This is a genomic window from Amycolatopsis aidingensis, from assembly GCF_018885265.1.
Lineage (GTDB): Bacteria > Actinomycetota > Actinomycetes > Mycobacteriales > Pseudonocardiaceae > Amycolatopsis > Amycolatopsis aidingensis.
This window is the reverse complement of the sequence record NZ_CP076538.1, coordinates 3,376,878-3,390,455: the sequence shown is the minus strand read 5'-3', so window position 1 is coordinate 3,390,455 and position 13,578 is coordinate 3,376,878. Positions and strand designations below refer to the sequence as shown.

The following is a 13,578-nucleotide window of genomic DNA, read 5'->3' as shown; positions in this document are numbered from 1 at the left end:
ATACGTCCGTCCTGCGGCGGAACAGCGCGCCAGTCGCGAAACGTACCCACGGGGAACTACACAATCCCCCAGAGCGAAACCGGCAGCCGCAAACACTGGGGTTTTGCCGCGCATCCGGAGTCCACTATGTGCGGCGACCGGCAACGCTCGGAGGGCAGGCTATGATCGAGCTCGCCTCGCTCACGCGGTATCCAACGCTGGCCACACGGCTGGCCGCGTCCGCATCGGCAACGGGGGGCGCGGTGCTGGACGACGCAGGGGTCCAGCGTTGGCTCGAGGACCGCCGCCGGGTGCACCGGCAGCGGGTCCGGCTGGTGCCGCTGGACGAGATGCGCGGCTGGCACTTCCGGCCTGGACTCGGTGACCTGCGGCACCGGTCCGGCCGGTTCTACTCGGTGCAGGGCCTACGGGTCAGCACGGACACCGGCCCGGTCCGGGAGTGGTCGCAGCCCATCATCAACCAGCCGGAGATCGGGATCCTCGGCATCGTGGTACGGGAGATCAACGGGCTGCTGCACTGCCTGGTGCAGGCCAAGACCGAACCCGGCAACGTGAACGGGATCCAGCTGTCGCCAACGGTGCAGGCGACCAGGAGCAACTACACCCGCGCGCACGGCGGCGCCACCGTGCCGTACCTCGAGCACTTCCGCCGCTCCGCCGCGGGCTCGGGCACCGTGCTGGCCGATGTGCTGCAGTCCGAGCAGGGCGCCTGGTTCTACTGCAAGCGCAACCGGAACATGATCGTCGAGGTCGGTCCTGAGGTGGAAGCCGGAGAGGACTTCTGCTGGCTTACCCTGCGCCAGCTGAACCGGCTGCTCGCGGTGGACAACCTGGTCAACATGGACACCCGCACGGTGTTGTCCTGCATGCCGGGCTGGCACCGGGCCCCGGACGGCGACCGGCAGTCGCTGCACACCGAGGTCGAGATCCGCAGCTGGCTCACCGAGCAGCTGAGCGAGCACACCGTCACGGCGCGGCTGATGCCCCTGCCGTCGGTACACGAGGGCGGCTGGCAGGTGCGTCCGGACCGGATCACGCACCGGGACGGCCGGTACTTCGACATCGTCGGGACCGAGGTCGACTCGAACACCAGGGAGGTGCCGTCCTGGTGCCAGCCGCTGCTGCGGCCACGCGGCACCGGGATCGCGGCCCTGCTGGTCCGGTACCACCATGGCGTCCCGCATGCACTGGTCAACGCCACCGTGGAGGCGGGATACCGGGATGTGGTCGAACTCGGCCCCACGGTGCAGTGCACCCCGGAGAACTACACCCAGTTCGGCCCCGAGCACCAGCCCCGCTACCTGGATCTGGTGCGGTCGGCACCGGCCGGGTCGGTGCTGTTCGACAGCGTGCTGTCCGAGGAGGGTGGCCGGTTCTACCACGCCACCACCCGCTATCTCATCGTGGACGTCGGCGAAGGGCTGCCTGCGGCCCCTCCGCAGTTCCACTGGATGTCGCTGCCCCAGCTGACCGAGTTCCTCAAGTACAGCCACTACGTCAACGTCCAGGCCAGGACGCTGGTGGCCGCGCTGCGCTCCGTCCTGGACCGCGCCCGCGAACCGCGGGAACAGATACCGAAAGGGGAGCCATGGAGCAGATGACGAACGCGGACGGCCCGGAGTTCACCGAGCCACTGCATGTCGGCCGCCCCAACCTCGGGGACCGGGACCGGTTCCGGCAGCGGATCGAGGGGGCGCTGGACCGGCAGTGGCTCACCGACGGCCCGCTGGTGGCGGAGTTCGAGGCGGCGCTGGCCGAGGTCACCGGGACCGGCTACTGCGTCGCCATGTGCAACGCCACGGCGGGCATCCAGGTCGCAGCCCGCGCCAGTGGCCTCGTGGCCGGGGACGAGGTTCTGGTGCCGGGGTTCACCTGGGTCGCGACCGCGCACGCACTGGACTGGATCGGCATCGTGCCGGTCTTCTGCGATGTGGACGAGGTCAGCGGCACCATCGACCCCGACCACGCCGAGCGGCTGATCGGCCCGCGCACCAGGGGAATTCTCGGGGTGCACGTGTTCGGCCATCCCTGCGAGATCGACCGGCTGGCCGAGCTCGCCTGGCGGCACGACCTGGTGGTGCTGTACGACGCCGCGCACGGGATCGGCTGCACCTACCGGGGCTCGCCGATCGGCGGGTTCGGTACCGCCGAGGTGTTCAGCTTCCACGCCAACAAGTACGTGAACAGCTTCGAGGGCGGCGCGATCGTCACCAACGACGCGGTGGTGGCGGGCCGGGCCAGGGCGATGCGCAACTTCGGCATCACCCCGGACCGCAAGGTCGCGTTCGCCGGAACGAACGCCAAGCTCACCGAGGGCGCGGCCGCGATGGGCCTCACCTCGCTGGAATCCATGCCGGACTTCGCGGCGGCCAACCGGGCGAACCACCGGCGCTACCGGGCCGGGCTGGCCGGGGTGCCCGGTATCAGCGTGCGTGAGCAGGCCGACGGCGAGGTGGCGAACCACCAGTACCTGGTCATCGAGGTGGACGCGGCGCTGGCCGGGATCCACCGCGACCGCCTGCACGAGCTGCTCACCAGGAACAATGTGCTGTCCCGGCCCTATTTCCATCCCGCCTGCCACCAGCTGCTGCCCTACGCCGACCGGCCGGACCGGCATGCCCCGCTGCCGCTGCCCCGCGCGGAGGCGCTGGCCGACCGGGTGCTGGCGCTGCCGACCGGGACCGCGGTCACCGCGACGGACATCGACCGGATCAGTGACCTGATCCGGCGCCTGGTGCCGAACGGGTGCTGACCCGGTCCTGAGCACGCCCGCTCACCAGGCCCAGGCCTCCGGGCCGGGGCCGCCGTTGCCCACCGGAGGAAACAGCGTCTCCAGCTCCCCGGTGAGGTCGGCTGGCAGCGCGGTACGCAGGGCGCGCACCGCGCCGTCCAGCTGGCCGAGGGTGCGCGGGCCGACCACCGGCGCGGTCACCCCAGGGCGGGAGGCGACCCAGGCCATCCCGACCTCCGCGGGGTCCATCCCGTAGGCGTCGCACAGCTTCTCGTAGGCCGCCACCGCCGAACCGTGGGTCACCAGCGCCTGCTGGGCGCGTCCCTGCGCGGTCTTGACCGCCTCCCCGTTCTCCAGCTTGCGCAGCCCGCCGGAGAGCAGGCCGCCGTGCAGCGGGGACCAGGGCAGCACGGCGATGCCGTACCGCCGCGCGGCCGGGATCAGCTCCAGCTCCACCTGCCGGGTGATGAGGTTGTAGACGCACTGCTCGGAGACCACTCCGAGGAAGTTGCGTTCCCGCGCCGCCGCCTGCGCCTCGACCAGATGCCAGCCCGCGAAGTTGGAGGATCCGACGTAGCGGACCTTTCCTTGCCGCACCAACGTTTCCATCGCCTGCCACACCTCTTCCCACGGCGCGGCGCGGTCGATGTGGTGCATCTGGTACAGGTCGATCCATTCGGTGCGCAGCCGTCGCAGGGACCGCTCGCAGGAGGCGATGATGTTGCGGGCGGACAACCCCTGGTCGTTCGGCAGCTCGGTCATGGGGTTGCCCACCTTGGTGGCGAGCACCACCCGGTCCCGCCGCTCGCCGCCGAGGGCGAACCATTCGCCAAGCAGGTCCTCGGTGTAGCCCTTGTACCGCTGCCAGCCGTACTGGTTGGCCGTGTCGACGAAGTTGATCCCGCGGTCCAGCGCGTGGTCCAGGATCGTGAAGGCCTCCTCGGTGGTGGTGCGTACCCCGAGGTTGAGCGTGCCGAGGCAGAGCCTGCTCACCCGCAGCGCGGTCCGGCCAAGGCTGGTGAACTCCATCTGCTCGTCCTTCCTCATCAGCGATGTCGGCGTGGTCAGCCGGGCAACTGGACCCAGCCGTGGTCCCCGATCACCAGCCGGTGCGCCACCGGCACCCGCTGGGTCACGTGCACGGTGACGTTGCGGCCGATCAGCGAGGCCTCGACCCGGTGCACCCCGTCCAGCAGCGAGTCGGCCAGCACGATGGAGAACTCGACCTCGCTGTCGCGCAGCACGCAGTTCTCCGCGATCGAGGTGGAGGGGCCGACGTAGGAGCCGGTCACCACGGTGCCTGCGCCGATGATGGCCGGGCCGACCACCCGGGATGCGGACACCATGGCGCCCGGTTCGATCCGCACCCTGCCGACGATCTCGGTGTCCTCGTCCACCGCACCGAGCACGGCCGGTTCCAGGGTCTCCAGCAGCAGCCGGTTGACCTCGAGCATGTCGGCGACGTTGCCGGTGTCCTTCCAGTACCCGGAGATCTCGCTGGCCCGCAGGTCGTATCCGCCCTCCAGCAGCCAGCGCAGCGCGTCGGTGATCTCCAGCTCGCCCCGCGCCGAGGGTTCGATCGCCCGCACCGCGGTGTGCACCGCGGGGGTGAACAGGTAGACCCCGACCAGCGCGAGATCGGTGCGCGGCAGCTCCGGTTTCTCCTCGAGGCCGATCAGCTGGCCGTCCCGGTCGAGTTCGGCCACCCCGAACTCCGAGGGGTTGGCCACCTTGGTGACCAGGACCTGGGCGTCCGGCCGCTGCTCGGTGAACCGCCGCACCACCTCGGTGATGCCGCCGAACACGAAGTTGTCCCCGAGGAACATCAGGAAGTCGTCACCGCCGAGGAAGTCCGCGGCGATCAGCACCGCGTGCGCGAGGCCGAGCGGTGCCTGCTGGCGCAGGTAGGTCACCGCGACGCCGAACCGGGAACCGTCGCCGATCGCCGCCCGCACCTCGGCCTCGGTGTCGCCGACGACGATGCCGACCTCGGTGATCCCGGCCGCGGCGATCGACTCCAGGCCGTAGAACAGGATGGGCTTGTTCGCCACCGGAACCAGTTGTTTGGCCGAGGTGTGCGTGATCGGGCGCAGCCGGGTACCGGCGCCGCCTGCGAGCACGAGTGCCTTCATCTCCGTCACCCTTCGGGCTCGGTGGGTCGGCCGGGTTCAGCCGAGTTCATCGAGGATCGCCACGACCTCGGGAAGCCTGTCCGCGGCGGGTGTGTGCCCGGTGGCCACGCTGCGCACCCGGAACGGGTTGCCGGGGGTGAGCTCGTCCGCCTCACGGATCATCCGGTCCTGTAGCGCGAGTGGCACCAGGCCGTCGCGGGTGTGCCGGACGAAGGTGCGCCGGATCCGGCCCCACCGCCGGGGGTCGATCCGGGCGTCGGCCTGGTTGAGCCCGAGTGGATCGTCCGGGTACAGGATGTTCAGCACGTCCAACAGTTCCCGGTCCGGCGCGTCCGGAGTGAGGAAGGCTGGCCGGGCCTCGCCGAGGAAGTCCGGGTCGGCTGAGCGCCAGTTCACCCGCAGCGCGCCCAGCCGGGCCGGGTCGCCGACCAGGGCGCGGCCGACGAACTCGTTGTGCGCGCCCTCGGCCTCCGGGGTCCGGTAGTACTCGGCGATACTGGGCAGCCGCACGCAGCAGAAGGCGTCCTCGTAGACCAGATGCTCGATCAGGTGCGGTACCGCCTGGGCCACCAGGCCGATCACCAGGCCACCCGCGCTGGCACCTGCCAGCACGACCCGGCCGTGCCCTGCGGCCGCGCGCACCACCCCGATGGTGTGCCGCACGTACTCGCGCAGGCCGATACCGGCCAGCGGGGAGGGCACGGCCGCCCACGCCGCGAGGTCCTGGGGTGCCTGGAACCCGGGGCCGTAGGGCACCATCCCGGGCTGGTGGCCGGGCAGTTCCACGGCGAGCGCGCGATGCCCGCGGGCGGCCAGCGCGTTCACCAGATAGCCGAACATGGCGGCCCGGCCGAAGGCGCCAGGCACGAAGACGAACGTCCGGCACCGGCCGGTCCCTGCCGTGCCGGCGTTGGCGACCCCTCCGGCCGCGACCGGGGCCGCGCCCAGCGCGGCTGCCGCGCCGACCCGGCCGAACGCGCGGCGGCTGTAGCGGCTCACCACGGACTCCTTCCGTTCGCTCAGGCGAGCGCGTGGCTCGCCGGCGGGCCGGTGCGGGCACCGGCGATGTCCTCGAGGGTGCCGACGGTGGCGGCGGGGGTGGGCATGCCGGCCGCCATGGCGGCCAGGTCCCTTGCTGCCGCCGCGAAGGATGCCTCGCCGACCAGCCGTTCCAGCGCCGCTCGCAGGGAGGGCACGTCGGCCTCGTAGTTGGGCACGGTGAGGCCGCAGCCCACCTCGGTGAAGCGCCCGGTGAGCAGGGCCGAGTTGTGCGCCAGCGGCAGTGCGAGCTGGGGCACCCCGGCGGCGACGGAGGTCATCGTCGCGCCGCCGCTGCCGTAGTGCACCACCGCGTCGCAACCGGGCAGCACCAGGTGCAGCGGCACCTCGACCATCGGGTGCACGGTGTCCGGGAGGTCGTACCCCTGCACGTCCTCGCGCAGCGCCAGTAGCAGCACCTCCGCGTCCAGCGAGGTGGCCGCCTCGATCATCTGCGGCAGCTTGTTGGAGGCCGCGCCGAAGGTACGGGTGCCGGAGCGGCCCCACACCATGCAGACCCGTGGCCTGCCGGAGGGTTCCGGAAGTTCCAGGGGTACCGCGCCCGGCCCGTTGTAGGGCACGTACCGCATCGGCAGTCGCTGCCCGCGGCGCAGCTTCGGGGCCACCGGGTCGGGGCAGGGGTCGAGGACGTACTCGGTGTGGCCGTAGATCCGCTCGGCGAGGTCGTGGCCTGCCAGCTCGGTCAGGGTGTGCCTGGCGGTGGCGGAGGTGAACTGCTCGTTGCCGTTGCTGCCGTCGACGGTGTCCAGTCCGTCGTCGGGGCCGGTGGGTCCCCACAGGTGGAGGATGTTGGGTACCTGGGCTGCTTCGGCTGCCGGGGGTCCTTCGTAGCCGACCAGGTCGTGTACCACCAGGTGGGGGCGCCAGCAGCGGGCGTAGTCGCGGGCGGCGTCGATGCTGCGGTGCAGGCGCCGGCGGGAGCGGGCCGAGGTGGTGTCCCACCACTGCTGGAAGTCGAAGGTGTCCTTGTCCAGTGGTTCCCCGGTGTCCGGGTGCGGTGGCGGATCGGGGTAGGGCCAGCTACCCAGATAAAAACTCCCCACATTGAACACCCGCGCGTACTGGGTGACGTCCAGGGTGTCCAGCACCGGTACCGGGGTCAGCCCTGCTCTGGTCAGTCCGCCCACTTCGGACGGTGCGCAGAGCACGTGTACCTCGTGTCCGGCGGCGCGCAGGGCCCAGCCCAGCGGAACCATCGGAAAGTAGTGCCCCGGCCACGAGGACACCACGAACAACACCCGCATACGCCACTCCAAGTCGTCGACAGGGCACCGGCATCCGGCCGGACCAAGGATGGACCGTGGCGGCTGGAGGAAACCCTAGATCCGCGGGCTCAGCCGACCTGGCCCGCGATCCGCGGGTGGGCCGCCGCGCCCCGTTCCGTGGTGAGCCCGCGCAGGTCGGAGTCGACCATCATGCGTACCAGCTCTTCGAAGCTGACGGTGGGGCGCCAGCCCAGCCTGCTGTGCGCGCGGACCGGATCGGCGCGCAGCAGGTCGGTCTCCACCGTGTCCTCCGGTCCGGAGCCCGAGGTGACGTGGTCCCGCCAGTCGAGGCCCACCTCGTCGAAGGCGATCCGCACCATGTCCCGGACGGAGTGCGTGCGGCCGGTGCCGATCACGTAGTCGGCGGCGCGGTCCTGCTGCAACGCCAGATGCATGGCGCGGACGTAGTCGCCCGCGTAGCCCCAGTCCCGCCGGGCGTCGAGCCGGTCGAGGTGGAGCTTGTCCTGGTGGCCGAGTTTGATCCGGGCCACCGCGAGGGAGATCTTGCGCGCGACGCCGGGGCGGCGGCGGGGTGACTCGTGGTTGAACATGATCCCGGAAACCGCGTACAGGCCGAGTGCGTCCCGGTAGTTCCCGGTGAGCAGGTGCCCGTAGGCCTTGGCGGCGCCGTAGGGGCTGCGGGGTTGCGGCGGGGTGTGCTCGTGCTGCGGTGTCTCCGCGGCGTTGCCGAACATCTCGGAGGAGGAAGCCTGGTAGAACCGCGGGTCCCCGGGGTGCGCGCCGCCTGGCGGCCCGTCTCGCCCGGAGACGATCCGGATGGCCTCCAGCATCCGCAGCACTCCCATGCCGTTGACATCGGCGGCGAGTTCCGCCTGCTGCCAGGACAGCGGCACGAAGGACATGGCGGCCAGGTTGTACACCTCGTCGGGCCGCGCCCTGTCCACCGCCGCCACCAGGCTTTCCGCGTCCGTCAGGTCCCCGCGCAGCAGGGAGACCTCGGCCAGCAGGTGCCCGATCCGCGAGGCGCGCGGGTCCGCCCTCGGCGTGACCAGGCCCCAGACCTGATAGCCCAGCCCGAGCAGGTACTCGGTGAGGTAGGAGCCGTCCTGCCCGGTGATCCCGGTGATCAGTGCGCGCTTGGACACGTCTTCCCCTTTCCGGTGGGGCGAGCAGGCGTCCGTGGTTGTCGCGTGGCCTTCGCGCCGCCATTGAACGGCACCGGATCTAGGGATTCCTCCAGCCGGGCCCGGTCATTCTCGGCCGGGCTGGAATCCGGCGCTGTCAACGGGTGGAGTGGCGTATGCGGGTGTTGTTCGTGGTGTCCTCGTGGCCGGGGCACTACTTTCCGATGGTTCCGCTGGGCTGGGCCCTGCGCGCCGCCGGACACGAGGTACACGTGCTCTGCACGGAGTCCGATGTGGACCGGTTGACGGCCGCGGGGCTCACCCCCGTTCCGCTGCTGGACACCCTTGATCTGCTGCTGTTCACCCGTAGCTTCAATGTGGGGAGTTTTTATCTGGGTAGCTGGCCCTACCCCGATCCGCCACCGCACCCGGACACCGGGGAACCACTGGACAAGGACACCTTCGACTTCCAGCAGTGGTGGGACACCACCTCGGCCCGCTCCCGCCGGCGCCTGCACCGCAGCATCGACGCCGCCCGCGACTACGCCCGCTGCTGGCGCCCCCACCTGGTGGTACACGACCTGGTCGGCTACGAAGGACCCCCGGCAGCCGAAGCAGCCCAGGTACCCAACATCCTCCACCTGTGGGGACCCACCGGCCCCGACGACGGACTGGACCCGCTGGGTGCCGACGGCCGTACCGAGCGGCTGAACTCCGCGACGGCGGCCTGGACCCTGGGCGAGATGGTCGGCCACGATCTGGCCGAGCGGATCTACGCCCGGATCGACCACATCATCGACCCGTGCCCGGACCCGATCGCGCCGGTGCTGCGGGGTACCCGGCTGCCGATGCGGTACGTGCCCTACAACGGGCCGGGCGCGGTACCCCTGGAACTGCCGGGCCGCTCCGGCAGGCCACGGGTCTGCGTGGTGTGGGGCCGCGGCGGGACGCACAACTTCGGCCAGGTCTCCAACCGGCTGCCGCAGGTGGTCGAGGCGGCCACCACGCTGGGAGCGGAGGTGCTGGTACTGGCGGTACGGGAGGACCTGGAGGCCTGCGGCCCGTTGCCGGACAACGTTCATCCCCTGGTGGAGATGCCGCTGCACCTGGTGCTGCCCGACTGCGACGCGGTGGTGCACTACGGCGGGGCCGGGGTGGCAATGACCTCCGTCGCCGCCGGAATCCCGCAGCTTACCCTTTCCCTTGCCAGCAACACCGCGCTGTTCACCGACCGGTTCACCGCGGTGGGCTGCGGCCTGACCGTGCCGAGCTACCACGCGGACGACACCGCCATCACCGCCGGCCTGCGCCGCCTGCTCGGCGAGCCGTCCTTCCGCACCGCCGCCCGCGAACTCGCCGCCACGGCGGAGTCCATGCCCTCCCCCGCCGCCGTGGCCTGCTCCCTCGCGGAGATCGCCGCCGCCACCCGGTAATCACCCGCGCGTCGACGGCCAACGCGCGGATGTGGAGAGCCAACGCATGCGCGTGGCGGGCCAACGCGCGGATGTGGGCGGCAAACACACCCGGCCCGGCGTGTTTGCCGCCCACGCGCACGCGTTTGCCGCTCATGCACGCGAGTTTGCTGTTCGCGTCGGCGAGTTTGCCGTTCCCGGCCGCCACCCGGGCTCGCGGAGTCACCCCAGGGTGACGCCGTCCTGCGCCGCGTACAACCGGGCCTAGCCGCCGTCGGCGTCCAGCAGTTCCGCGTGCCTGCCGTGCTCAACGACCCGGCCGGAGTCCAGCAGCAGGATCAGGTCGGCCTCCCGGATGGTGGACAGCCGGTGGGCGATGACGAAGCTCGTCCGCCCGGCGAGCAGCGAGGTCATCGCCCGCTGGACGAGTACCTCGGTGCGGGCGTCCACGGAACTGGTGGCCTCGTCCAGGATGAGGATGGCCGGATCGGACAGCAGCGCGCGGGCGGCCATGATCAGCTGCCGCTCCCCCGCGCTGATCCCGGTTGACTCGTCCAGCACGGTGTCGTATCCGTCGGGCAGGGTGCGGATGAGGTGGTCGACCCGGGTGGCGCGGGCGGCGGCCACGACCTGCTCCCTGCTCGCCAGCGGCCTGCCGTAGGCGATGTTCTCCGCGACGGTGCCCTCGAACAGCCAGCTGTCCTGGAGGACCACGCCGGTCAGCCGCCGGACCGAGTCCCGTGGCAGCGTAGCGATATCCGTACCGTCCACCAGGATGCGGCCGCTGTCCAGCTGGTAGAACCGCAGCAGCAGGTTGGCCAGCGTGGTCTTGCCCGCCCCGGTGGCGCCGACGATGGCGACCGTCTGCCCCGGTTCGACGGTGAACGACAGGTCCTGGATCACCGGGGTGTCCGGGGTGTAGCAGAACCCGACCCGCTCGAAGCACACCCGGCCGCGCACCGGTTCCGGAACCGCAGCCCCCTCCGGGTCGGGCGGTTCCTCCTGCGCGTCCAGCAGGTCGAAGATCCGCTCGGCTGAGGCGAGGCCGGACTGTAGCTGGCCGATGATCCCGGCCAGCATGCCCGCGTTGTGCCCGAAATGCCCGCTGTAGTGCAGGAAAGCCTGTACCTCGCCGATCGAGACGGAGCCGCCGATCACCCGTAGCGCGCCGACGACCGCGATCAGGATGTAGTTGAGGTTGGCGACCATGCTCATCGCGGGCTCGACCGCCTCCGAAGCCACCTGCCCGCGCCGGGCCGCGCGGAACACCTTTTCGTTGTGCTCGTCGAAGGTGCGCTCGACGTACTCACGTCTGCCGAACGCGGCCACCAGCGAATGTGCCGCGTACACCTGCTCGACATGCGCGTTCAGCTCGCCGGTCGCGTTCCACCGCTCGGTGAACCGGCTGCGCGCCCGCCGGGTGATCGGCGCCGCGATCAGCCCCGCCACCGGCAGGGTGGCCAGCACGATCACCGCCAGCAGCGGGGACACCACGAACATCAGCACCAGCACGCCGAGCACCGCGAACGTCTTGGTGACCAGCTGCGCCATCCCCTGCTGCAGTGCCTTCTGCACGTTGTCCACATCGTTGGTGAGCCTGCTCTGCAGCTCGCCACGGGAGCGCCGGTCGAAGTAGCTCAACGGCAGCCTGGTCAGCTTGGCCGCCACCCGCTCGCGCAGGTCGAAAACCACCCTGGCGACCACCACTGCGGTCAGCCGTTCCGCCACCAGGGTGCAGGCGAACGCCGCAAGGTACAGGCCGAGCAACCCGAGCAGCACCAGCCCGAGCCTGGCGAAGTCCACGCCCTGCCCCGGCACGATGTCGACGGTGGCGTACACCTCCGCCAGGTCGTCCCTGCCCTCGGCCCGCAGCCCCTCGAGCGCCTCCGCCTGCGTGGCGCCCGCGGGCAGGGACCCGCCGACCGCGCCTGCGAAGATCAGGTCGGTGGCGTACCCGAGCACCCGCGGGGCGGCCAGGGTGCCCGCGGCCACCCCGCCGATGGCGGTGCCGAGCACGGCGGCCAGCCGCCATCGGTGTGGCCGCAGCTGGGCCAGCAGGCGCCGGGCGACGGCTGGCTGGGACCGCGCGGGTTCCGCGTCCGGGGGTTCGCCGCTGCCGGTCATCCTGCCTCCATCCGGGCCAGTTGCGAGTGGACCAGCTCCCGGTAGACGGGGTTGCCCAGCAACAGGTCATCGTGCGCGCCGGTGCCAGCCACCCGGCCGTCCTCCAGCACGACGATCCGGTCCGCGCGCCGGATCGTGCTGGTCCGCTGCGCGACAAGGAGCACGGTGGCGCCCGCGGTCTCGGCCGCGAGCCCTGCCAGCAACGCGGCCTCGGTGGCCTGGTCGAGCGCGGAGAAGCAGTCGTCGAACAGGTAGATCCGTGGCCTGCGCAGCAGGGTGCGTGCGATGGTGAGGCGCTGGCGCTGGCCGCCGGACAGGTTGCGCCCGCCGTGCGAGATCTCCGCGTCCAGCCCCCCTGGCATCCGTTCGACGAACTCGCGGGCCTGTGCCACCTCGAGGGCATGCCACAGCTGGGCGGTGCCCGCGTCCGGGTTGCCGAAGCGGAGGTTGCCTGCCACCGTGCCGGTGAGCAGGTGGGCATACTGCGGCACCAGCCCGACCGCGGCGGTCAGCGCGGCGGGGTCGAGCCTGCGCACGTCCACCCCGTCCACCAGCACCGCGCCGGTGCTGACCTCGGACAGCCGGAGCACGAGGTGCAGCAGGGTGGTCTTGCCGCTGCCGGTGCTCCCGGTGATCGCCACCGTCTCGCCGGGGCGAACGGCGAGGTCCAGCTCGCGCAGGGCGAACTCCCCTGCCTCCTGGTAACGAAAGCCCACCCCGCGCAGCTCGAGGCCGCCTCGGCCGGGGTGCGGACGGACCGGGGCTGCCGGGGCGGCCAGTTCCGGTTCGGTGTCGAGGACCTCGCGAATCCGCCGGGCGGACACGCTGGCCCTTGGCACGGTCACGAACACGAAGGTGGTCATCGCCACCGACCACACGATCAGCACCAGGTACTCCACGAAGGCGGTGACGGTGCCGATCCGGATGGCACCGCCGTCCACCCGAACGGCGCCCAGCCACACCACCGCGACCGTGGCGAGGTTCGCGGTCAGCGTCACGGTGGGGAACATGGTGGCCAGCAGCCTGCCCACGGTCAGCGAGTGCCGCAGCACCTGCTCGTTCGTCCGGCGGAACCGGGCCCGCTCGTGCTCGCCGCGTACGAACGCGCGCACCACCCGTATCCCGGTGATCTGCTCGCCGAGGGTCCGGTTGAGCCGGTCGAGGCCGGGTTGCAGCAGCCGGTAGCCCGCGGTCATCCGCAGCACGACGAGCACCACGATCACCGCGATGACCGGCAGCAGCGCCGCAGGGACCACGGACAGCGGCACGCTCTGGTTCAGTGCCAGCGCCAGGCTGCCCACGCAGGTCAGCGGCGCGGCGGCGAGCGCCGTGAACACGGCGAGCACCAGCGACTCAAGGTGCGCGACATCGTTGACGGTGCGCACCTCCAGCGAGGAGTTGCCGATCCGGCCGACCTGGCGTGCGGACAGGCCGAGCACCCGCCGGAACACGGCCGAGCGCAGGTCGCGGCCGAAGGCCAGCGCGGTGCGCGCGGCGAAGTACACCGAGCTGACCCCCGCGGCGACCACGGCCAGCGCCACCAGCACCATGAGCCCACCGAAGCGCAGCACGTCCGCCCGGTCGCCGGTCACCACCCCGTGGTTGATCACGGCCGCGTTCAGCGTGGGCAGCAGCAGTACGCCCACGACCTCGACGGCCTGGAGCAGCGCGGCGAGCGCCACCAGGTGGCGGTAGGGCCGCAGCCGGGTGCGCAGCAGTCCGATCAGCACGCGAGCCGCACCACCGGAGTGATCCGCGGGGGAAGGTTCA

The 13,578-nt window shown here is 71.4% G+C and carries 10 protein-coding genes; 3 read left to right on the top strand and 7 right to left on the bottom strand.

Annotated features, from left to right (window positions below; genetic code table 11):
* The first annotated feature begins 161 nt into the window (after positions 1 to 161).
* Entirely contained in the window at positions 162 to 1,601 is a 1,440-nt protein-coding gene (locus tag KOI47_RS15710) for an NDP-hexose 2,3-dehydratase family protein (protein ID WP_216216692.1), read from the top strand.
* A complete protein-coding gene (locus KOI47_RS15705; RefSeq protein ID WP_216216691.1) occupies positions 1,598 to 2,752 on the top strand; it encodes an aminotransferase class I/II-fold pyridoxal phosphate-dependent enzyme in 1,155 nt (384 codons plus the stop codon). Before KOI47_RS15710 ends, KOI47_RS15705 begins: the two co-directional genes overlap by 4 nt.
* A gap of 21 nt (positions 2,753 to 2,773) precedes the next feature.
* Here KOI47_RS15705 and KOI47_RS15700 read toward each other — a convergent pair whose 3' ends face one another.
* From KOI47_RS15700 to KOI47_RS15680, 5 genes are all read right to left on the bottom strand, one after another.
* Positions 2,774 to 3,760: an aldo/keto reductase gene (locus KOI47_RS15700; protein WP_216216690.1), complete on the bottom strand. Its 987-nt coding sequence runs from the start codon at positions 3,758 to 3,760 to the stop codon at positions 2,774 to 2,776.
* Positions 3,761 to 3,795: 35 nt separating this feature from the next.
* A complete protein-coding gene (locus KOI47_RS15695) occupies positions 3,796 to 4,863 on the bottom strand; it encodes a glucose-1-phosphate thymidylyltransferase (protein WP_216216689.1) in 1,068 nt (355 codons plus the stop codon).
* 36 nt (positions 4,864 to 4,899) lie between these two features.
* Entirely contained in the window at positions 4,900 to 5,862 is a 963-nt protein-coding gene (locus KOI47_RS15690; RefSeq protein ID WP_216216688.1) for an alpha/beta fold hydrolase, read from the bottom strand.
* Positions 5,863 to 5,882: 20 nt separating this feature from the next.
* A complete protein-coding gene (locus KOI47_RS15685) occupies positions 5,883 to 7,166 on the bottom strand; it encodes a nucleotide disphospho-sugar-binding domain-containing protein (protein ID WP_216216687.1) in 1,284 nt (427 codons plus the stop codon).
* A gap of 89 nt (positions 7,167 to 7,255) precedes the next feature.
* On the bottom strand, positions 7,256 to 8,293 hold the full coding sequence (locus KOI47_RS15680) for a GDP-mannose 4,6-dehydratase (RefSeq protein WP_216216686.1): 1,038 nt from the start codon (positions 8,291 to 8,293) through the stop codon (positions 7,256 to 7,258).
* Between the two features lie 155 nt (positions 8,294 to 8,448).
* Here KOI47_RS15680 and KOI47_RS15675 point away from each other — a divergent pair, with 155 nt between their 5' ends.
* Positions 8,449 to 9,705, top strand: a complete 1,257-nt coding sequence (locus tag KOI47_RS15675) for a nucleotide disphospho-sugar-binding domain-containing protein (RefSeq protein WP_216216685.1) — start codon at positions 8,449 to 8,451, stop codon at positions 9,703 to 9,705.
* A gap of 243 nt (positions 9,706 to 9,948) precedes the next feature.
* On the opposite strand, the gene KOI47_RS15670 is transcribed toward KOI47_RS15675, so the two are convergent.
* On the bottom strand, positions 9,949 to 11,808 hold the full coding sequence (locus KOI47_RS15670; RefSeq protein WP_216216684.1) for an ABC transporter ATP-binding protein: 1,860 nt from the start codon (positions 11,806 to 11,808) through the stop codon (positions 9,949 to 9,951).
* On the bottom strand, positions 11,805 to 13,538 hold the full coding sequence (locus KOI47_RS15665; RefSeq protein ID WP_216216683.1) for an ABC transporter ATP-binding protein: 1,734 nt from the start codon (positions 13,536 to 13,538) through the stop codon (positions 11,805 to 11,807). The genes KOI47_RS15670 and KOI47_RS15665 overlap by 4 nt, the downstream gene beginning before the upstream one ends.
* Between the last annotated feature and the right edge of the window lie 40 nt (positions 13,539 to 13,578).